This is a genomic window from Alsobacter sp. (genome assembly GCF_059501845.1).
Map to the genome: position 1 here is coordinate 229,465 of NZ_JCACDK010000011.1, position 17,661 is coordinate 247,125.

The 17,661-nt window shown below is 67.0% G+C and carries 16 protein-coding genes and 1 tRNA gene; 13 read left to right on the forward strand and 4 right to left on the reverse strand.

Annotated elements, in window-relative coordinates; translation table 11 throughout:
* Nucleotides 1–122 precede the first annotated feature (122 nt).
* Nucleotides 123–1,493: a bifunctional UDP-N-acetylglucosamine diphosphorylase/glucosamine-1-phosphate N-acetyltransferase GlmU gene (gene glmU, locus AC5JCN_RS08540; protein WP_495754610.1), complete on the reverse strand. Its 1,371-nt coding sequence runs from the start codon at nucleotides 1,491–1,493 to the stop codon at nucleotides 123–125.
* A gap of 122 nt (nucleotides 1,494–1,615) precedes the next feature.
* On the opposite strand from glmU, the gene AC5JCN_RS08545 reads away from it, so the two are divergent.
* From AC5JCN_RS08545 to AC5JCN_RS08560, 4 genes are all read left to right on the forward strand, one after another.
* Nucleotides 1,616–2,197: a hypothetical protein gene (locus AC5JCN_RS08545; RefSeq protein ID WP_495754611.1), complete on the forward strand. Its 582-nt coding sequence runs from the start codon at nucleotides 1,616–1,618 to the stop codon at nucleotides 2,195–2,197.
* A 191-nt stretch (nucleotides 2,198–2,388) separates the two neighbouring features.
* Nucleotides 2,389–3,978, forward strand: coding sequence for an OpgD/OpgG family glucan biosynthesis protein (locus AC5JCN_RS08550; RefSeq protein ID WP_495754612.1), 1,590 nt, complete (start codon nucleotides 2,389–2,391; stop codon nucleotides 3,976–3,978).
* Nucleotides 3,954–6,125: a glucans biosynthesis glucosyltransferase MdoH gene (gene mdoH, locus AC5JCN_RS08555; protein WP_495754613.1), complete on the forward strand. Its 2,172-nt coding sequence runs from the start codon at nucleotides 3,954–3,956 to the stop codon at nucleotides 6,123–6,125. The genes AC5JCN_RS08550 and mdoH overlap by 25 nt, the downstream gene beginning before the upstream one ends.
* 155 nt (nucleotides 6,126–6,280) lie before the next feature.
* Nucleotides 6,281–6,356 (forward strand) — tRNA-Lys (locus AC5JCN_RS08560).
* 41 nt (nucleotides 6,357–6,397) lie between these two features.
* On the opposite strand, the gene AC5JCN_RS08565 is transcribed toward AC5JCN_RS08560, so the two are convergent.
* Nucleotides 6,398–7,129: a cyclic nucleotide-binding domain-containing protein gene (locus AC5JCN_RS08565; RefSeq protein WP_495754614.1), complete on the reverse strand. Its 732-nt coding sequence runs from the start codon at nucleotides 7,127–7,129 to the stop codon at nucleotides 6,398–6,400.
* A gap of 387 nt (nucleotides 7,130–7,516) precedes the next feature.
* Here AC5JCN_RS08565 and AC5JCN_RS08570 point away from each other — a divergent pair, with 387 nt between their 5' ends.
* From AC5JCN_RS08570 to AC5JCN_RS08585, 4 genes are all read left to right on the forward strand, one after another.
* Nucleotides 7,517–9,271: a tetratricopeptide repeat protein gene (locus tag AC5JCN_RS08570; protein ID WP_495754615.1), complete on the forward strand. Its 1,755-nt coding sequence runs from the start codon at nucleotides 7,517–7,519 to the stop codon at nucleotides 9,269–9,271.
* A 90-nt stretch (nucleotides 9,272–9,361) separates the two neighbouring features.
* Nucleotides 9,362–9,802 carry a cupin domain-containing protein gene (locus tag AC5JCN_RS08575; RefSeq protein ID WP_495754616.1) on the forward strand — a complete coding sequence of 147 codons (441 nt, stop codon included), beginning with the start codon at nucleotides 9,362–9,364 and terminating at the stop codon, nucleotides 9,800–9,802.
* 77 nt (nucleotides 9,803–9,879) lie between these two features.
* Nucleotides 9,880–10,254, forward strand: a complete 375-nt coding sequence (locus tag AC5JCN_RS08580) for a winged helix DNA-binding protein (RefSeq protein ID WP_495754617.1) — start codon at nucleotides 9,880–9,882, stop codon at nucleotides 10,252–10,254.
* An 87-nt stretch (nucleotides 10,255–10,341) separates the two neighbouring features.
* On the forward strand, nucleotides 10,342–10,557 hold the full coding sequence (locus AC5JCN_RS08585; RefSeq protein ID WP_495754618.1) for a hypothetical protein: 216 nt from the start codon (nucleotides 10,342–10,344) through the stop codon (nucleotides 10,555–10,557).
* A gap of 16 nt (nucleotides 10,558–10,573) precedes the next feature.
* Here AC5JCN_RS08585 and AC5JCN_RS08590 read toward each other — a convergent pair whose 3' ends face one another.
* The gene (locus tag AC5JCN_RS08590; RefSeq protein ID WP_495754619.1) at nucleotides 10,574–11,497 is read right to left on the reverse strand and encodes a sugar phosphate isomerase/epimerase family protein; all 924 of its coding nucleotides are present in this window, start codon (nucleotides 11,495–11,497) and stop codon (nucleotides 10,574–10,576) included.
* Nucleotides 11,498–11,514: 17 nt separating this feature from the next.
* The gene (gene derI, locus AC5JCN_RS08595; RefSeq protein WP_495754620.1) at nucleotides 11,515–11,964 is read right to left on the reverse strand and encodes a D-erythrulose-4-phosphate isomerase; all 450 of its coding nucleotides are present in this window, start codon (nucleotides 11,962–11,964) and stop codon (nucleotides 11,515–11,517) included.
* A 179-nt stretch (nucleotides 11,965–12,143) separates the two neighbouring features.
* Here derI and AC5JCN_RS08600 point away from each other — a divergent pair, with 179 nt between their 5' ends.
* The 5 genes from AC5JCN_RS08600 to AC5JCN_RS08620 all read left to right on the forward strand — a co-directional run bounded on the left by AC5JCN_RS08600 (nucleotide 12,144) and on the right by AC5JCN_RS08620 (nucleotide 17,651).
* Nucleotides 12,144–13,097 carry a sugar-binding transcriptional regulator gene (locus AC5JCN_RS08600; protein ID WP_495754621.1) on the forward strand — a complete coding sequence of 318 codons (954 nt, stop codon included), beginning with the start codon at nucleotides 12,144–12,146 and terminating at the stop codon, nucleotides 13,095–13,097.
* A gap of 66 nt (nucleotides 13,098–13,163) precedes the next feature.
* Nucleotides 13,164–14,606, forward strand: coding sequence for an ABC transporter substrate-binding protein (locus AC5JCN_RS08605; RefSeq protein ID WP_495754622.1), 1,443 nt, complete (start codon nucleotides 13,164–13,166; stop codon nucleotides 14,604–14,606).
* Nucleotides 14,607–14,767: 161 nt separating this feature from the next.
* Nucleotides 14,768–15,685 carry a carbohydrate ABC transporter permease gene (locus AC5JCN_RS08610; RefSeq protein WP_495754623.1) on the forward strand — a complete coding sequence of 306 codons (918 nt, stop codon included), beginning with the start codon at nucleotides 14,768–14,770 and terminating at the stop codon, nucleotides 15,683–15,685.
* A gap of 10 nt (nucleotides 15,686–15,695) precedes the next feature.
* The gene (locus tag AC5JCN_RS08615) at nucleotides 15,696–16,553 is read left to right on the forward strand and encodes a carbohydrate ABC transporter permease (protein WP_495754624.1); all 858 of its coding nucleotides are present in this window, start codon (nucleotides 15,696–15,698) and stop codon (nucleotides 16,551–16,553) included.
* Nucleotides 16,554–16,556: 3 nt separating this feature from the next.
* Nucleotides 16,557–17,651, forward strand: coding sequence for an ABC transporter ATP-binding protein (locus AC5JCN_RS08620; RefSeq protein ID WP_495754625.1), 1,095 nt, complete (start codon nucleotides 16,557–16,559; stop codon nucleotides 17,649–17,651).
* Nucleotides 17,652–17,661 lie beyond the last annotated feature (10 nt).

Genomic DNA, 17,661 nt, shown 5'->3' on the forward strand with positions numbered 1-17,661 from the left:
CCACGAGCCCGTTGATCAGGGTATTGCGTAGCCGCAGCCGCTGAATGCAGCAATTCACATAATGTGACCGACGTTAACAGCAGGCTTTTCCTGCCGGTCTCGTCTGCCGGGACGGTGAACAATCATGGTTTCTTCGGGCGCGATGCGGCCTTGCGGTCGCGGAAGCTCTTCGCCCATCCGTCGCGGACGATCTGGCGTCCGCGTGCGACTGCCAAGGCATCGGCGGGGACGTTCTGCGTGATCACGGAACCCGAGCCGACATAGGCGCCGTCCCCGATGGTCACGGGCGCCACCAGGGCCGAGTTGGAGCCGATGAAGGCGCCCGCCCCGATCTCGGTGCGCGCCTTGTCGAAACCGTCATAGTTGCAGGTGATCGTGCCTGCGCCGACATTGGCCCCCGCGCCCACCGACGCGTCGCCGATATAGGTGAGGTGGTTGACTTTGGCCCCCTCCCCCAGCCCGGCGTTCTTGATCTCGACGAAGTTTCCGACACGCGCCTTGGCGGACAGCGCCGCCCCAGGCCGCAGCCGCGCATAGGGACCGACGGATGCGCCAGGCCCGACCCGTGCGCCCTCGAGATGCGAGAAGGCGTGCACGACGCAGCCCTCTTCCAGCACGGTACCGGGGCCGATGACGACGTGGGGTTCGATGAGCACGTCGCGGCCGGTCACGGTGTCGTGGGACAGGAACACGGTCTCGGGCGCCACGAGCGTTGCGCCGCCCCGCATCGCAGCCTCGCGCAGCCGTCGCTGCGCCACCGCCTCGGCGGCGGCAAGCTGTACGCGGTCGTTGACGCCCTGGACATCCTGCTCGGGAGCGGAGAGCGCGCGGGCGACGAGGCCCTTCTGCCGGGCCACCTGCACCGCGTCGGTAAGGTAGTACTCCTTGGCGGCGTTGGCATTGCCGATCGCATCCAGCAGGTCCAGCGCCAGCCTGCCGTCGAGCGCCATCAGCCCGGCATTGCACAGGCGGATCGTCCGCTCTTGAGGCGACGCGTCCTTCTGCTCGCGAATGGCGACGAGTTCGCCACCCTCGACGATCAGGCGGCCATAGCCCGTGGGATCAGCCGCCTCGAAGCCGAGCGCGGCGACGGCTGCTCCCTCGGCCAGTGTGGAACGCAGGGTGCGCAGCGTCTCGGGCCGGACAAGGGGCGTGTCGCCAAACAGCACGACGACATCGTCGAATCCCTCCGCGATCGCGTCACGCGCCGCCAGGACGGCGTGGGCGGTGCCGAGTCGCTGCTGCTGCACGTAGACCCGCGCATCCTGCCGCCGGCGCCGCACCTCGGCCGCGACGTCGTCGCGGTCCGGACCGATGACGACCGCGACTGCGTCGGCCCCTCCTCCGGTCACCGTGTGCAGCACGTGGCCGACCAGGCTGAGGCCGGCGACCTCGTGCAGAACCTTCGGGCGTGCCGAGGCCATGCGCGTCCCTTCCCCCGCCGCGAGCACCACGGCGAGGCATCGGCGGGAGGCTGAGGCGGCACTGGCCATGGCGGAGGCTCCGGCGGAAAGTTGCATTTCGTTTACCCTGTCGCGTTTACCATGGGTCCGCTTTACCGAGCGTGAATCGGCGCGTCGCGCCCGGCGCCGAACTCGACTGACGGAAGGGCCTCGTGAGGCAGAAAGTCGAACCGACATTCGATCCTTTGCCGACCGTGGCCGAACCCGGTGAGCAGGACGCACCCGCGCCCGTGCTGCAATCCGACGGCCCCCTCCGTCATGTCCGCGTGCGCAGATGGCGCGAGGCCGGAGCGGGAGCTGCCGGCTGGGCAGCGCTCGGCTGCGTTGCCCTGATGGTGGCGCTGCCCGATGTCTCCGAAGAGGTTGTCGTCGCCCTGACCCGTCCGCCGGCCACCATCGCGGACGTGGAGACGACCGGCGCGATTGTTCCGGTCCAGAAGGGCATCGAAGCCGTCCCCCGCGCGCCCGTCTTCGCCATGTCCCTGGGCCGGGGCCCCAGCGCCGACCGCCTCTGGTTGCGCTGGACGAACCTTTCCGCCCGCAATGCGAGCCTGCTGCGCGATGTGGCGCCCCTTGTGAAGCCAGCACCGGCAGACCCGGAAAGCTTCGTGCTGCTCGCCGGAGGATATGAGACGGAGGACGCGGCACGCAGGGCGTGTGAGGCCGTGAAGGCACGTTTCGTCGCATGCGATGTCGCGACATTGGACGGCACTGTCGTCCCGGAGCCGCGTTGACACCACGCCATCGCCGTCCGTTGGCCGTGATCGCCCGCTAGCAGCGGAATTCACGCATCCGCCCTCCGAAACGTCTCGCACCGCAGCAAATATATGCTAGAACCTCGACCGATCGGTCAAAAGCCCGCGATTTCAGTTGCCTCGCCGCGTGCAGCGGCAGCTTGGAGCGCGCGGCGGGTTGCGTTGAGTCCATGCCACCAGTGATCCCGTCCGCACCTTCCGGGCAAGGTCTCATCGACCGGCGCGACCTTCTGCGGTTTGCGGCGGCTGCTGTCGGCGTCGCCGCCGGAATCGGGCCTGCCTCGGCTCAGAATTTCACCACCAACGCCATCAACAGCGCACTCGGCGATGGGCAGACGTTCAACCCGCAATCGCTGGTTGATCTCGCCCGGATCATGTCGAAGAAGGCCTACAACGCGCCCGAGGCCGATCTGCCGGACCCGTTCCGGAACCTGAGCTACGAGGATTACATCGGCATCAGGGCGCTGCCCGGGGCCTGGCTGTGGAACCCCGATGGAGCCAGCTTCGGTGTCGAGCCGCTGCACCGGGGCTATGCCTTCGCCAATGCCGTGAGCCTCTTCGTCGTGGAGAACAACGTGGTGCGCCACGTCGTCTACGACAGGTCGATTTTCGACTACGGCAAGCTCCAGGCGCCAGACAAACTGCCGGATCTCGGCTTTTCCGGGTTTCGCGTGTTCGGCGACGCACAGTCGGGCCGGCAGCGCGAGGTCGCCATCTTCCAGGGCGCGACCTTCTTCCGCTCGTCGGCACGCGGCCAGAACCTCGGCGTGATGGCACGCGGGCTGACGCTGAAGGCCGGCGATTCCGGCGGCGAGGAGTTTCCCGCCTTCCGCGCCTACTGGATCGAGCAGCCGGCCGCCCGGTCCGAGTCGATCGTCATCCACGCCCTGCTGGATTCCGAAAGCGTCACCGGCGCCTACCGGTTCACGCTGCGGCCTGGCGACGTGACGCTGATCGACACCGAAGTGACCCTCTTCGCCCGCTCGCCCGTCGAGAACTACGGGATAGCGGGCATGACGACGACCTACCTGTTCGGCCCCAATGACCGCCGAAATGTCGACGATGTCAGGCCGGCCGTGTTCGAGAGTTCAGGCCTGCAGATCCACAACGGCAACAATGAGTGGATCTGGCGTCCCATCTCGAACCCGGAAACGCTGCAGATCTCGGCTTTCGTCGATCCGGCGCCAAAAGGATTCGGACTGATCCAGCGCCAGCGTGACTATTCGGGCTTCCTCGATGACGACCAGAGCTTCGAGCGGCGGCCGAGCCTGTGGATCGAGCCGATCGGCGACTGGGCGGAGGGACTCGTCCAGCTGATCGAGATCCCGACCGAGTCGGAGATCAACGACAACGTGCTGAGCTACTGGCGGCCCAAGCAGCCGCTTCAGCCCGGCGCCGAAGGGGCCTTCTTCGCCTTCCGTCAGTTCTGGTGCTGGCAGGTGCCGGACCGGCCTCCGATGCTGGTCGTCACGGATACGCGCTCGGGACGGGTCGCCGGTTCCAACAGCCGGCGTTTCATGGTCGATTTCATGGGCGACGCCCTTAAGTCGAGCCAGACCATCTCCGAACTGAAGCCCATGCTGTCGACCACGCCCGGCAAGCTCGTCAATGTGCGGGTGTGGCCTTATGCGGAACGGCGGCTATGCCGCGTGGGTTTCGACCTGGATCCCGGCGGCGAAACCGCGTGCGAGCTTCGCCTCGTGCTGGAAGCCGGCGGAAAGCCCGTGAGCGAGACATGGCTTTATCGTTGGACGCCCTAGAACTCCCGCGCTCGCCCGTTCCGGACGTCGCCGAGGCGCCCGCGCTGCCGCCGGAATCTCCGCTGGCGATGCCGGTCCAGTCGCTTGCGAAGTTCAAGCGCTCGTCTGCCCGCAAGCCCGCGCAGTCGCGCGGCGTGCCGTGGCTCAGCCGGTTCATTGTGTTCGGAGGCGCGCTGGCGCTGACCGCCTGGGGCGCATGGGAGATGTACCGGGTCGTCTCGGTGTCTGCCGTCACGCCGCTGCAGTGGGTCCTGGTCGCGCTCTTCACGATCAACTTTTCATGGATCGCGCTCGCCTTCAGCAGCGCGGTCGTCGGCTTCGTCATGCTGCTGAAGCCGCCAAGGAAACAGCCGATTCCGTCCCGGCTGAACGCCCGTACCGTCGTGCTGATGCCCGTCTACAACGAGGCGACGGCGCGCGTTTTCGCCGCGCTGAACGCCATGATCGATGAGATCGAGCGCACCGGCCTCCTCGGCCACTATGACTTCTTCATCCTTTCGGATTCGACGCAGCCGGATGCCTGGGTGGCGGAGGAGCGCGCCTTCTTCGCTTTGCGCGAGCGTTGCCCGGCCGCCTGCATCTACTACCGGCACCGGCCGAAGAACGTCGGCCGCAAGGCCGGCAACATCGAGGATTTCGTTTCCCGCTGGGGCGGAGCCTACGAGCACATGCTTGTGCTCGATGCCGACAGCCTTCTCACCGGCGAATGCGTGGTGCGCCTGACGGCGGCCATGGAGGCCGATCCCGATTCCGGCATCGTCCAGTCGCTGCCCCTGATCATCAACCGCAACACGCTGTTCGCGCGCCTGCAGCAGTTCGCCGCGCGCATGTATGGTCCCGTCATCGCCACGGGCCTCGCCGTCTGGTCGGGCCGGGAGGGCAACTACTGGGGCCACAACGCCATCATCCGCACCCGCGCCTTCGCGGCGCATTGCGGCATGCCGCGCCTCTCCGGCAAGCCGCCCTTCGGCGGGCACATCCTCAGCCATGACTTCGTCGAGGCAGCGCTGATCCGCCGGGCCGGCTGGACGGTCTACATGCTGCCCGACCTGGAGGGCAGCTACGAGGAGAGCCCGCCCTCCCTGATCGACCTCGCCACGCGCGACAGGCGCTGGTGCCAGGGCAACCTGCAGCATGTCCGCGTCATCGGCGCGGCTGGCCTGACCTGGCCGACCCGCCAGCATTTCGCGACCGGGATCATGGGCTACCTCGCCTCGCCATTGTGGCTGGCGCAACTGCTGGTCGGTATCGCGCTGGTCCTGCAGACCCGCTATATCCGGCCGGAATACTTCACCAACGAGTTCTCGCTGTTCCCGTCCTGGCCGCGGTTCGATGCGGAACGCGCTCTCGCGCTGTTCCTGATCACCATGGCCATCCTGCTCGCGCCGAAGCTGTTCGGCCTGGTTCTGGCGCTGATCCGCGGTTCGGTCCGGCGGGCCAGCGGCGGCGGCTTCCTTCTCGTCTGCTCGGCTCTCCTGGAGATCGTCATGTCGGCGCTGATGGCGCCGATCCTGATGGTCATCCAGTCCGGCGCGGTCTTCCAGATCGTGCTCGGCCGCGACACTGGCTGGAACCCGCAGCGCCGCGACGACGGATCGATCCCGATGAAGGATATCGTGCGCCGCCACCGCATGCACACGCTGCTCGGCGTCCTCGCCGGCGTGTCGGCTTTCATGATCGCGCCGTCCCTCTTCGGCTGGATGTCGCCGACGATCATCGGCCTCGTCCTCGCCATCCCGATCTCGGCAGCGTCGGGGCAGCTGGCGCTCGGCCTGGCGCTGAAGCGCGCGGGCCTGCTGCTGACGCCTGAGGAGACGAGCCCTCCTCCGATCGCCACGCGCGCCAATGCGCTGATGCAGGACTTCGCCCGCTACGGCTTCGACGACGCCAATGCGGTCGCCACCATCCATGCAGACGCAGATCTCCGCTCCCGCCACGAGGGCATGCTTCCGCCCGGCGAGCGTCGCAGGCGAGGCGACATCAACCCGGACCGTGCCGTCGCCGAGGCGAAGTTGACCGACGCGGAATCGATAGAGGACCTGCTGGCCTGGCTGAGCCCGCGCGAGGCCATGATCGTGCTGCACGACCGCGCCTTGCTGGGGCTGCTGGCCTCCCTGCCGCACCGCCCGGCGCCCGCACACGGGTGAAACGCGGGCGGACGCCGATCTTTGCCCGGCAAGGCCCCTGCGGCGGCCGGTCTATTGACCGCCGCAGGCGCTGCCGCTACCCAGAGGCCGCCTCCGCCGACCGCGCCACAGCGCACCGGCAGGCGATTTCCCGGGTCCGATGGATCCGAAGGTGAGAGCGCGTAGCTCAGCTGGTAGAGCACGTGACTTTTAATCATGTGGTCGTGGGTTCGAGTCCCACCGCGCTCACCAAACCTCCTCGTTCTGCTTCGGCGCTCGCGAGGCGACAGGCGTCAGCCCGCGGCCTCGATGAGCGTCACGGGCGGGGGCGCCTCGACGTCGAGGTCCAGCAGGCTTTCGGGAGCCGCCAGCCGTCGCAGGGCGTGGTAGTCGACGATCTTCACGCGCTGGCCGCGCACGTCGACGCCCGCCCCCTCGATGATGCGCATGACGCGCGACAGCGTCTCCTCCGAAGCGCCGACGAACTGCGCCAGTGATCGCCTGGACATGCCGATCTCGAAACTCATGCTGCCCGTGCGCTTCTGCTCGGAGACGAGCCAAGCAGCGACCCGCTCCACCGCCGAGCGCATCTTCTGGCTGACGAGCTCGATTTCGTGCGCGCGGTCGAGGCGGGCCACCTCCCGTGCGACCGCGAAGGCGACGGCCGCGCTCAGCCCGGCCAACCGCCGCAGCTCGGCCGCGGGGATCATCAGCAGCTTGACGCTGCCCATCGACACACTGGCGCACACCGAGGGTTGCCCGAGGAGGAGGGCCTGCAGGCCGCAGAACTGTCCGGGCCGGACGATGGCGACAGTGGCCGCACGGCCCTCCATGCGGGCACGCATCTGTACCGTGCCCTCCATGACGAGGAACGCGAACTGCGGAACCTTGCCCTGCTCCAGCACCTCGCAGCCGGGCGGGAACTGAACCATGATGCTGGTCTCGGCTGCGAGGCGCAGTTCGCCCTCGTCCAGCCCTTCGAAAATCGACGCCCTTAAGGCGCCGAGCACGTCGTCGATGTTCATGTTGGGGAGCTCCCGTGTCTGTCGTTGCTCCGCATGTAATCGAAGGCGACGCCTATTGGAATTGATGTACTTGTGCGTATATTACGGAGCTAGGCGACTGTATTTGCAGTAATAAGCACAACAAAACTCAAAAAATAGTATGACAGTGTAGTCTTCCTCGAGCCTGCGTCCGAGAACAGCGCCTCCCTTCTAATCGAATAAGATGCCCGCCTGTATGTCGGCCGGGGCGACGACTGGCGAGGCCCGAGAGCGTCACCGGGAAGGCCGTCGAAAACCATGAAGGGAGGCGACAAACATCAATGCGCGGAAAAGCAATGTTTGCCGCTCTGTTCACCCTTTGACTCAAACTTTACAGTAAGCGGGGGGTAATCCGGGGTAAAAGGAAGCGTGTCAGAGGTCCATCCGGTCGAGCCGGCACTCTCGGGGGAAAAGGGCGGGTGCGCACCCGGTGAGGTTCGCGCCGCTCTGCAGCGCGTCCTCGCATCCGAGCCCTTCATCCAGTCGCCGCAGCTGCAGTCCTTCCTGAGCTTCGTCGTCACCCGGACGGTCGAGGGACACAGCGAGCAGATCAAGGGCTACACGGTGGCCACCGAGGCGCTCGGGCGGCCACCGGATTTCGACCCCGCGACCGATCCCATCGTCCGGGTCGAGGCCCGCCGGCTCCGCAAGGCCCTGGCGCGCTACTACGAGGGCGACCAGGGCACCACCGATCCCGTACGCATCGTGCTGCCCGAGAAGGGCTACGTTCCCACTTTCGAGCCAGCCTTCGGCCAGCCGTCACCTGCGCCGGGCGGAGACAGCATACCCGCTCCTCCCCTGACATCGGTCTGGCGGAGAAGATGGTGGCCGGCGGCAGTTCTGCTCGCGCTCCTCGCGATCGCGGCAGCGGCGCTGGCGCTGCCGCAGGTGCGCGCACTGGTGTGGCCCCCGCAGAAGCCGCCGCTCGTCCTCGTGCTGCCCTTCAAGGCCGAGGCGGCAGGGGCAGAGGCGCAGGCGGAGGCCGCGGGCTACACGTCCGAACTCATCGGTGCCCTCGCCCGCTTTCCCGAGCTGCGCGTGGCGGGAGTGGAGACCGCCTTCGCCGCCGCCAAGGCCTCGGAGACCGATCCCACATTCGCCCGCCGCTTCGGTGCCGACTACGTGCTGTCTGGAACATTCGATCCACGCGCCGATACGCTGGTCGTGCAGGCCATCCTGACCCGTGCGGGCGACGGGCGCGTGCTCTGGTCGGAGCGGATGACCGGCGGTCGCACGCCCGACATGGCGCATGGCGCCGGCCGGCGGATCGTCCAGGAGATCGCGCAGCGGCTCGGCCAGCCTTACGGCGTGATCCAGGCCGAGGAGTCTGCGCGCCTCCAGGGGCCCAAGGAGACCTGGAGCTCCTATTCATGCCTGCTGCGGACGTTCGACTACTGGCGCACCTACGGTGCCCAACTCCACCTCGCGGCGCGTGACTGCATCGAGGCCGCCGTGCGCAACGATCCCGGCGCCCGCGACGCGCTGTGGGCCTTCGCCTATCTCCGCCTGGACGAGTACCGGCTCGGCTACAATGCGCGCCCGAGCAGCGAGCCGCTCGCGGAGGCGGACACCCTGGCCCGCCGGGCGACGCAGCTGCAGCCATCCAATCCTCGCGCCTTCCAGGCCCTCGCTGCCGTGCGTTACGTCGTTGGGGACAAGGACGGCTTTCGCCGGGCGGCCGACGAGGCGCTGCGCCTGGGGCCGCACGATCCCGACATCCTCGCCGACATCGGGGCTTCCGAGATCGGAATGGGCGAGTTCGAGAGCGGCAATGCGCGGCTTGACGAAGCCATGCGCCTCAACCCCGTGCCGCCAGTGTGGATCCTGGCATGGCGCGCGGCGGGTGCGCTCGGCGCCGGCGCGCATGACGAGGCGCTGTCGTTCGCCAAGAGGTTCGATGCCGGAGAATACGTGCTCGGCGGCCTCATCCAGCTGGCCGTCGCGGATCTGGTGAAGGATGAGCAGCTGGCGCGCTCGGCCTACGAGGCGCTGCACCGGACGGCACCGGACGTACTGGCAGACCCGGCACCGTTCCTGCACCGCCAGGGGCCCGTCGGCGAAGGGGCGGACAGGCTGGCGCAGAGAGTGCGCGACGCCGCCGCACGGCTGCAGCAGCCGCAGTGACGCCGGGCTGTCCCGGGCCTAACCTGCCGGCCCGGGCAGACCACCGGCCGGCCCGGACGTGCCGAAACTCCACACGGGAAAGAGGTCGCCATGAGCACATCGCAGCAAGGGTCGAAGCACCCCGCCGGGTGCCACGTGCTGAAGGCGGGAGCCGCCTTCACCGGCAAGCAGGGTCTCAGCTACGCGGCAGCAGTGTCGGCGCAGACGGTCGGCGCGTCTCACATCCACATGCAGCTGGTCACGATCCCGCCCGGCGCCAGGGCGAAGGCGCACCGGCATGAGGCGCACGAGACGGCGCTCTATGTGCTGAGCGGCATCTCAGGCATGTGGTACGGCGACAATCTCGAGCAGCATCTCGAGGCCGGCGCAGGCGATTTCGTCTACATCCCCGCCGGAGTGCCCCACCTGCCCTATAATCCCAGCCAGTCGGAGCCCTGCACGGCCGTGATCTCGCGGACCGATCCAAACGAGCAGGAGAGCGTCATCCTGATGCCCGAGCTCGACGGCTTGAGAAAAACAGAGGTCGGGTGACAGGCCTGCCGCCACCTCGCCCGTAAAAGGCCACGCTCCAGCCCGGGAAATGAAGCGGATTGCTCGAATGCGAGCGAATGAAGCAGCGAGCCGGTGACGCCAGCCGGTCCAGCCTGCGCGCGCAGCTGGAACGGATGGGCATGAAGCGCTGGGACGATGATACGGAGCCGCGCACGGGAGACCGTGCGCGCTGGGGCGGGCTGGACATCAGGCAGATGAGGATCCTGCGGGTTCTCGGCAACCCCGCCCGTTTTGGTCCCACGACGCGCGAGGTAATCGAGGCGCTGGGCCTCGAGGCCTCCCTTTCTGTCAACGCGTCGGTGTCCCGAAGCCTCGCGAGGCTGGAAGCCCGCCAGCTGGTGGAAGCCGAACCCGGACCGGCCACCGACGGCCGCCGCAAACGCTGGGTGCTTTCCGCCGCCGGCCGCACGTTGCTCGCCCGCATGGGCTAGCGCTGACGTCCGCCCGGCTCGCCGGGAACGGTGAAGCCGCCCGCCAGTTGGCCCGAGCATGGGTGTGGACAGGATCGGGACCGGACGATGCGCCAGCACAGCAAGACGGGACGCGGTCTCGCGCGGGTCACGGCATTCGTCGGGGTCACCTTGGCGGCACAATCCGCCATGGCCCAGGAGACAGCACCCCCTGCAGCCGAGCCGACGCTGTTCGCGGCGGGGTGGTGGATCCTGCTGGTGATCGCCGTGGCGAGCGTCGCCTTCGGCGGCTGGGTCTGGTGGAGCTACCGCGGCAAGAAGTGACGCGAGGACCGCTTGCCTAAGCGGCAAAGCCGGTGTCGACGAAGGGCCGCCAGAAATCCACCGATTCACGCGTCATCGGAACGACGGCCCTGTCGGCCGGCTCGCGTTCCCGGAACGCGAACTCCATGCACAGCTCGTTGTCCGTCCCGCCCCCGGCTCGCACCGCGTCGAGCAGCTTTGGCGGCACGATGCGGCCGCCTTCATTGTGCTGCGCCGTGAAGGGCCAGTGGCCGCCCTTGTTGGCCGAGCTCTGCTTGATGTGAATGATCGGCGACCGCGCCGCAAAATCCCGGGCCCAGACATAGGGATCGGTGTCGGCAGGGTTCGGTGACGATACGTCGCCGTGATCGATGTCGACCATCGGCTTCAGGGGCAGCGGGAGACCCGCCTTGTCGATCTCGTCCTGCAGCGCGGCGGTGTCCGCGACGGTATGGCCGAGCTCGCGCCCGACGGACATGGGCTCCCAGAACAGGAAGTCGAGGCCTTTCCGCTCGGCATGCTCGGCGAGCTGGCGCCAGCAGTCGAGCGCCTGACCGAGCCGCTCGCGCCGCAGGTCAGCGTCGTCCCAGTCGCGATAGGTGAGGATCGCGAACTGGGTCCCGACGGCAGGGCAACCGAGGTCGGCGGCGATATCGACCATCGTCGAGAACCAGCCGACATAATAGTCGCGGACCTCGCGGTCGGGATGGCCGAAATGGTTCAGCCGGCCATAGGGACCGGTCATCAGCGACGTGACGCGCACGCCGTGCCGGTTGCACGCCGCAGCCATCTCGTCCGTCAGGCGCCGGATCACGGGCGCCGGCCAGGCCGGGTTGATGAACTCGTGCACCAGCTGGATGTAGCCGATGCGCACATCCTCGGCGATGGCACGGATGAGCTCGGCCGGCTCGGCATACCGGTTGACGAAGGGGTTGGTGTTGACCGAGAGGCGGAAGCCCATCGCCAGCCGTCTCCCGTTCAGGCGTTCTTGCCGTACCTGGAATCGAGGCCGTCGATGGCCTTGACGTTGCCGGCGCTGGACCCGTTCGGGTCGAACTCCGAGGCGAGCCAGGTATCGACGATGGCCTTGGCGAGTTCGGGCCCGATGACGCGTGCGCCCATCGTGATGATCTGCGCGTTGTTGGACTTGGCGGCCCGCTCGGCGGAATAGGTGTCGTGCGTCAGCGCCGCGCGGATGCCGGGCACCTTGTTGGCGGAGATGCACACGCCGATGCCTGTGCCGCAGACGAGGATGCCGCGTTCGTGCGAGCCGTCGAGGATCGTCTCGCTCGCGCCCGCCGCCATATCGGCGTAGAATCCCGACTTGGAAAGGTCGGTGACCTCGATGCCCGGCTTCGTCGCGAGATGGGCTGCGATTACGTCCAGAAGCGGCTTTCCGGCGCTGTCGGCGCCGATCACGATCTTCATGCTGTCCTCCCTGGGCAAGGGTTCCGGTCGAGCGTACCGGGCAATCCCGGCCCTGCCAGGATACGACGCGCGATCTCGACGCGAGTTCGTCTAACCCCTTGCCTGCTCGCTTGACAATTCATCCGAGAATGGAAAAAACATCAAGGGTAGAAAAAAATGACAGGTCCGCTGTCGTGAACATGGAAACGCCGAGGACGAGCTACGACGAGGACATGGAGCTCTGCATCCGTGCCGCGTGGTTGCATTACGCCGGTGGCCTGACGCAGGGCGAAGTCGCCAAGCGTCTCGGCATTCCCAGCGTCAAGGCCCACCGCCTCGTGGCGCGCGCCAACCGCAACGGCCTCGTCCGCGTCACCATCGACGGCGATATCGCCGAGTGCATCCAGCTGGAGGAGAGGCTCAAGGCCCGCTACGGCCTGGGCATGTGCGAGGTCGCCCCGGACCTCGACGAGACCGGCCTGCCTCTGAAGACGCTCTCGATAGCCGGCAGCCGCTATCTCCGCCTCGCCCTCGAGCAGGGCGAGCACGCCGTGATCGGATTCGGCCACGGCAGGACGCTGGCGTCCTGCGTGTCCGCCCTGCCCCGCATGCAGGTGCGCGGAACCAGGTTCGTGTCGCTGCTGGGCGGTCTCACCCGCCGCTTCGCGACGACGCCCTACGATGTCATCCATCGCCTCGTCGAGCGCACCGGAGCGGAGGCGTATGTGCTTCCCCTGCCCTTCTACGCCAACACCGTCGAGGACCGGGCTGTCCTGCTTGAGCAGCGTGGCGTCGCCCCCGTCGTCGAGATGGGCGTGCAGGCCACGCTGAGGCTCGTCGGCATCGGCTCGCTCGACGACGGTGCCTCCATCGTGTCGACCGGCATGATCGAGCGTGAGGAATTCGACGAGGCGCGCGCCTCGGGCGGTGTCGGCGAGGTGCTCGGGCACATCCTCGATCTGTCCGGCCGCCTCATCGAGAACGGACTCTCCGCCCGGACGCTTTCAATGGCCGCTGAGGACATTGGGCGCCAGAAGACGGTGGCGATCGCGGGAGGCCTGACGAAGGTCGACGCCATCCGCGCCGCCCTGGCGAGCGGCCTGATCTTTGGCATCATCACGGACGAGTGCACCGCCAAGGCGCTGGTGGCTTGAGAAGCCGGGCAAAGACCCGGCGACAAGAAGAAACGGATCAAGAAACCCCTGTCTGGGAGAAAACGAATGAGCGACAAAGCGAGGGACCTGTTCGAGCAGTTCGCCAAGAACAAGGTGAGCCGCCGCGAACTGATGGAAGGGGCTGGCAAGCTCGGCATTAGCGCCGCGGCCGCCAGCACCATGCTGAGCCAGGCGACGACGGCCGCGCTGGCAGCCGATTTCGACTGGAAGAAGTTCAACGGCAGCAAGGTGCACCTGCTTCTGAACAAGCACCCCTATGCCGATGCGATGATTGCCGACCTGGCGGCCTTCAAGACCCTGACGGGCATCGACGTCACCTACGACGTGTTCCCCGAGGACGTGTACTTCGACAAGGTCACTGCCGCCCTGTCGTCCAAGTCCAGCCAGTACGACGCCTTCATGACCGGCGCCTACATGACCTGGACCTACGGCCCGGCTGGCTGGGTCGACGACCTCAACGAGTACATCAAGGATCCGGCCAAGACGAACCCCAACTACAATTGGGAAGACGTGCTTCCCGGCCTGCGCGCCTCGACGGCGTGGAACGGCGTCCCCGGCGGCGCCCTCGGCTCGGCAGATGCCAAGCAGTGGTGCATTCCGTGGGGCTACGAGCTGAACTCAGTCACCTACAACCGGAAGATGTATGAAAAGGCCGGCGTGAAGCCTGCCAACAACCTCCCGGAGATGATCGAGACCACCGCCAAGCTGACCAAGGACCTCGGCGGCCCATACGGCATCGGCGTCCGCGGCTCGCGCTCCTGGGCGACGATCCACCCGGGCTTCCTGTCCGGCTACGCCAACTACGGCGAGAAGGACCTGAACGTCTCGGCGGACAGCAAGCTGTCCGCGGCGATGAACACGGCGGGCTCGAAGGCCTACCACAAGCTCTGGGTCGAGATGATCCAGAACTCGGGCCCGAAGAACTGGTCGACCTACACCTGGTACCAGGTCGGCACGGACCTCGGCGCCGGCGCCTCGGCGACGATCTTCGACGCCGACATCCTCGGCTACTTCATGAACGGCGGCGAGAACAAGGAGCGGGGCAACCTCGGCTTCCACGCCTTCGCAGCCAACCCCGCTGCCAAGGCCCCGACGCCGAACGTCTGGATCTGGTCGCTGGCGATGAACGCCTTCGGCAAGCAGAAGGACGCGGCCTGGTACTTCATGCAGTGGGCTTCCAGCAAGGAGCACGACCTGTTCGGCGCTCGCAAGATGGACTTCGTCAACCCCGTCCGCGCCTCGGTGTGGAAGGACGACGAGTTCCGCCAGCGTATCGCCAAGTCGTATCCCGGCTATCTCGACCAGCATGACGCCTCGGCGCCGGGCGCGAAGATCTACTTCACCGCCCAGCCGCTCTTCTTCGACGTCACGACCCAGTGGGCCGAGACGCTCCAGAAGATGGTCGCCAAGCAGGTGCCGGTGGAGGAGGGTCTCGACCAGCTCGCGAACTCGATCAACCAGCAGCTCAAGGACGCCGGTCTCGGCTAAGGCCAGGCCCGGAACGCATTGACGGACGGCGCGCGCTCCGGCGCGCGCCGTTCCTTTCAGCCGGGTACGGCCGAGGTCCAGCCAGTGCCCGCCGACGTTGGGACAGGCCCAAGCGGCCGACCTATCCCGCGCCCCGAACCACGACCCTGAACGAGCCGCCCATGACCGCCGCAGCACTCCCCCAGCCAGTCCAGCGCAAGCGCCGAGCACGGTGGCTGCCCTATCTGCTCAGCCTGCCCGCGCTGCTGGTGTGCATCGGCATCATCATCCCGTTCTTCACGGCAGTGTACTACTCGATGATGCGCTTCCGGCTGAACCTGCCGGCGATGAAGGGCTTCATCTGGTTCGACAACTACAAGAATTTCCTGTGGGACGCGGAGTTCTGGAACACGGTCCGGGTCTCGTTGCTCTACACCGGGCTCACCGTCGGCGTGGAACTGGTCCTCGGTCTCGTGATCGCGCTGCTGCTGCAGCGGCAGACCCGGTTCAACAACTTCGTCTCCATCATCCTCCTGCTTCCGCTGATGACGGCGCCGGCACTCGCCGCGCTGATGTGGAAGCTGATGACGAACCCCAATTTCGGCGTGCTGTCCTACCTCGTCCAGCTCATGGGCGTGCAGGACTTCAAATGGGCCTCGAGCCCGAACTCGGCGCTGTTCACCGTCGTGCTCGTCGACGTGTGGGTCTACACGCCCTTCATCATGATCCTGCTGCTGGCGGGCCTGCGCTCGCTGCCGAAACAGCCCTTCGAAGCCGCCGCGCTCGACGGCGTGCCGCGCCGGTTCGTCTTCTTCCGCATCACGCTGCCGATGCTGATGCCCTACATCGTCACCGCGACGCTGTTTCGCCTGCTCGACTCGATCCAGCAGTTCGACATCATCTACGCCATGACGCAGGGCGGGCCCGGAAACACGCTGCTGGTCTTCCAGGTCCGCAGCTACCTCGAGTTCTACCAGTACACCAACGTCGGCAAGTCCTCGGCGCTGCTGATCATCCTGTGGGCGATCACCTACGCGCTGTCGAACGTCTTCATCAAGCAGTGGCTCAAGCTGCGCGAACGCGCGCACGGCGCGACCTAGGGAGGCCGGCATGGAACACACCTCGTCCCTCGAGAAGGTGGTGCGCGGCGTCCTGATCGCGCTGATCCTGATCTTCTTCCTGTTCCCGATCGTCTGGATCTTCCTCATGTCGTTCCAGACGAACGAGGACATCCTGCGCATACCGCCGAGCGTCTTCTTCACCCCGACGCTGTCGAACTACGTCGCGCTGATCACGGGCAAACTGTCCTCGACCGCCGGCAACCTCGACATCGCCTTCATGAAAAACCTGTGGAACAGCCTGCTGCTCTCCACGGTGTCGGTGCTGGTTGCCCTCATCCTGGGCGTGCCCGCCGCCTATGCCTTCGCGAGGTTCAAGTTCCGGCTGGGCGAGGACATCGCCTTCACGCTGCTCTCGTTCCGCTTCGCGCCGCCACTGCTCGTCCTGCTGCCGCTGTCGCTCTACTTCCAGCAGCTCGGGCTCACCGACACCTATGTCGGCCTGATCTGGGTGTACCAGCTCATCGCGCTGCCGCTGATCCTGTGGATCGTCCGCGGCTATTTCGAGGACATCTCGCCCGACATCGAGCACGCCTATCGCATCGCCGGCCATTCGTGGTGGCGGACCTTCTTCAAGATCGCGGTGCCGCTGGCGGGCCCCGGCATCGCCGCGGCGGGGCTGCTCGCCTTCATCTTCTGCTGGAACAACTTCGTCTTCGCGCTGGTTCTGGCCTCCGCCGACAAGCAGCCGGTGACCGTGGGCGCGCTCGCCTTCGTCACGGCCTCGGGGATCCAGTACGGCCAGATCGCCGCCGCAATCGTGCTGTCGATCGCGCCGACGCTGGCACTGGCACTCTATGCCCAGCGCTACCTCGTCGAGGGTCTCTCGCTCGGCGCGGTGAAGGGATAAGCCATGGCCCAGATCGAACTGCAGAGCGTCTCGAAGGGCTTCAAGACCGGCAAGGTTCTCGACGGCGTCTCGCTCGCCGCCGAGACGGGCGAGATCGTCGTGATCTTCGGCCCGTCCGGGACAGGCAAGACCGTGCTTCTGCGCCTGGTCGCAGGCGTGGAGGAACTCGATTCCGGCGCCATCCGGCTTGCGGGCACCGACGTCAGCGACGCGCCGCCCGAGGAACGCGGCGTCGGCATGGCCTTCCAGAACTTCGCACTGTTTCCGCACATGTCGGCGTTCGACAATGTCGCCAGCGCACTCACCGCTCGCGGCGCGACATCAGACAGCATCCGCGGCAAGGTGGACAAGGTCGCGAGCCTGCTGAAGATCTCGCACGTGATGCAGCACGCGCCACGCGAACTCTCCAACGGCCAGAAGCAACGCACGGCCCTCGCCCGCGCCCTCGTGGCGGACCCCAAGATCCTCCTGCTCGACGACCCGCTGCGCAACGTCGACGCGAAGCTGCGCTACGAGATGCGGCTGGAACTTCCCTCGCTCCTGAAAGCTTCGGGCTCGACGGTTCTTTACGTCACGCAGGACTACAAGGAAGCCATGGCGCTGGGCGACCGCATTGCCGTGCTGCTGGGCGGCGGATTTGCTCAGGTGGCCACCCCTGCCGAGATCTACCGTCAGCCGGCAACGCTCGGTGTCGCCCGGCTGTTTGGCGATCCCACGATCAATGTCGTTCCCGTCGACCCGGCTCTCGTCAATGGTGTCCCGACCGTCAGCGTCGGCGGCAAGGCGCTCTCGCTTCCGGCGAGCTTCGCGCATGCCGCGGGCCGTGGCTGCTCGCTCGCCCTGCGGCCCGAGAGCATCGTCGTCGAGGAGACGGCGGCTCCCGACAGCTTCCCCGTCGAGGTCGTCGCCGTGACGCCGCTCAACGAGAAGACCGTGCTCCTGCTGCGCACGCAGGACGGACGCGAGATGCTGGCCTCCGAGGCCGGCACGGACGAGGCTCCGCGCCGTCACGGGCCGGCCTTCGCCCGCTTCGACCCCGATTCCATCCTGCTTTTTGAAGCCGAGAGCGGCCGGCGTATCCCGCCGCGCGCCGCCTGAGGACGACCGC

Coding starts and splice junctions, on each gene's coding strand:
- AC5JCN_RS08550 (WP_495754612.1), top strand. CDS start 2,389: ATGCCACCAGTGATCCCGTCCGCACCTTCCGGGCAAGGTCTCATCGAC.
- AC5JCN_RS08620 (WP_495754625.1), top strand. CDS start 16,557: ATGGCCCAGATCGAACTGCAGAGCGTCTCGAAGGGCTTCAAGACCGGC.
- AC5JCN_RS08575 (WP_495754616.1), top strand. CDS start 9,362: ATGAGCACATCGCAGCAAGGGTCGAAGCACCCCGCCGGGTGCCACGTG.
- AC5JCN_RS08565 (WP_495754614.1), bottom strand. CDS start 7,129: ATGAACATCGACGACGTGCTCGGCGCCTTAAGGGCGTCGATTTTCGAA.
- AC5JCN_RS08600 (WP_495754621.1), top strand. CDS start 12,144: ATGGAAACGCCGAGGACGAGCTACGACGAGGACATGGAGCTCTGCATC.
- AC5JCN_RS08615 (WP_495754624.1), top strand. CDS start 15,696: ATGGAACACACCTCGTCCCTCGAGAAGGTGGTGCGCGGCGTCCTGATC.
- AC5JCN_RS08610 (WP_495754623.1), top strand. CDS start 14,768: ATGACCGCCGCAGCACTCCCCCAGCCAGTCCAGCGCAAGCGCCGAGCA.
- glmU (WP_495754610.1), bottom strand. CDS start 1,493: ATGGCCAGTGCCGCCTCAGCCTCCCGCCGATGCCTCGCCGTGGTGCTC.
- derI (WP_495754620.1), bottom strand. CDS start 11,964: ATGAAGATCGTGATCGGCGCCGACAGCGCCGGAAAGCCGCTTCTGGAC.
- AC5JCN_RS08605 (WP_495754622.1), top strand. CDS start 13,164: ATGAGCGACAAAGCGAGGGACCTGTTCGAGCAGTTCGCCAAGAACAAG.
- AC5JCN_RS08590 (WP_495754619.1), bottom strand. CDS start 11,497: ATGGGCTTCCGCCTCTCGGTCAACACCAACCCCTTCGTCAACCGGTAT.
- mdoH (WP_495754613.1), top strand. CDS start 3,954: ATGGCTTTATCGTTGGACGCCCTAGAACTCCCGCGCTCGCCCGTTCCG.
- AC5JCN_RS08585 (WP_495754618.1), top strand. CDS start 10,342: ATGCGCCAGCACAGCAAGACGGGACGCGGTCTCGCGCGGGTCACGGCA.
- AC5JCN_RS08580 (WP_495754617.1), top strand. CDS start 9,880: ATGAAGCAGCGAGCCGGTGACGCCAGCCGGTCCAGCCTGCGCGCGCAG.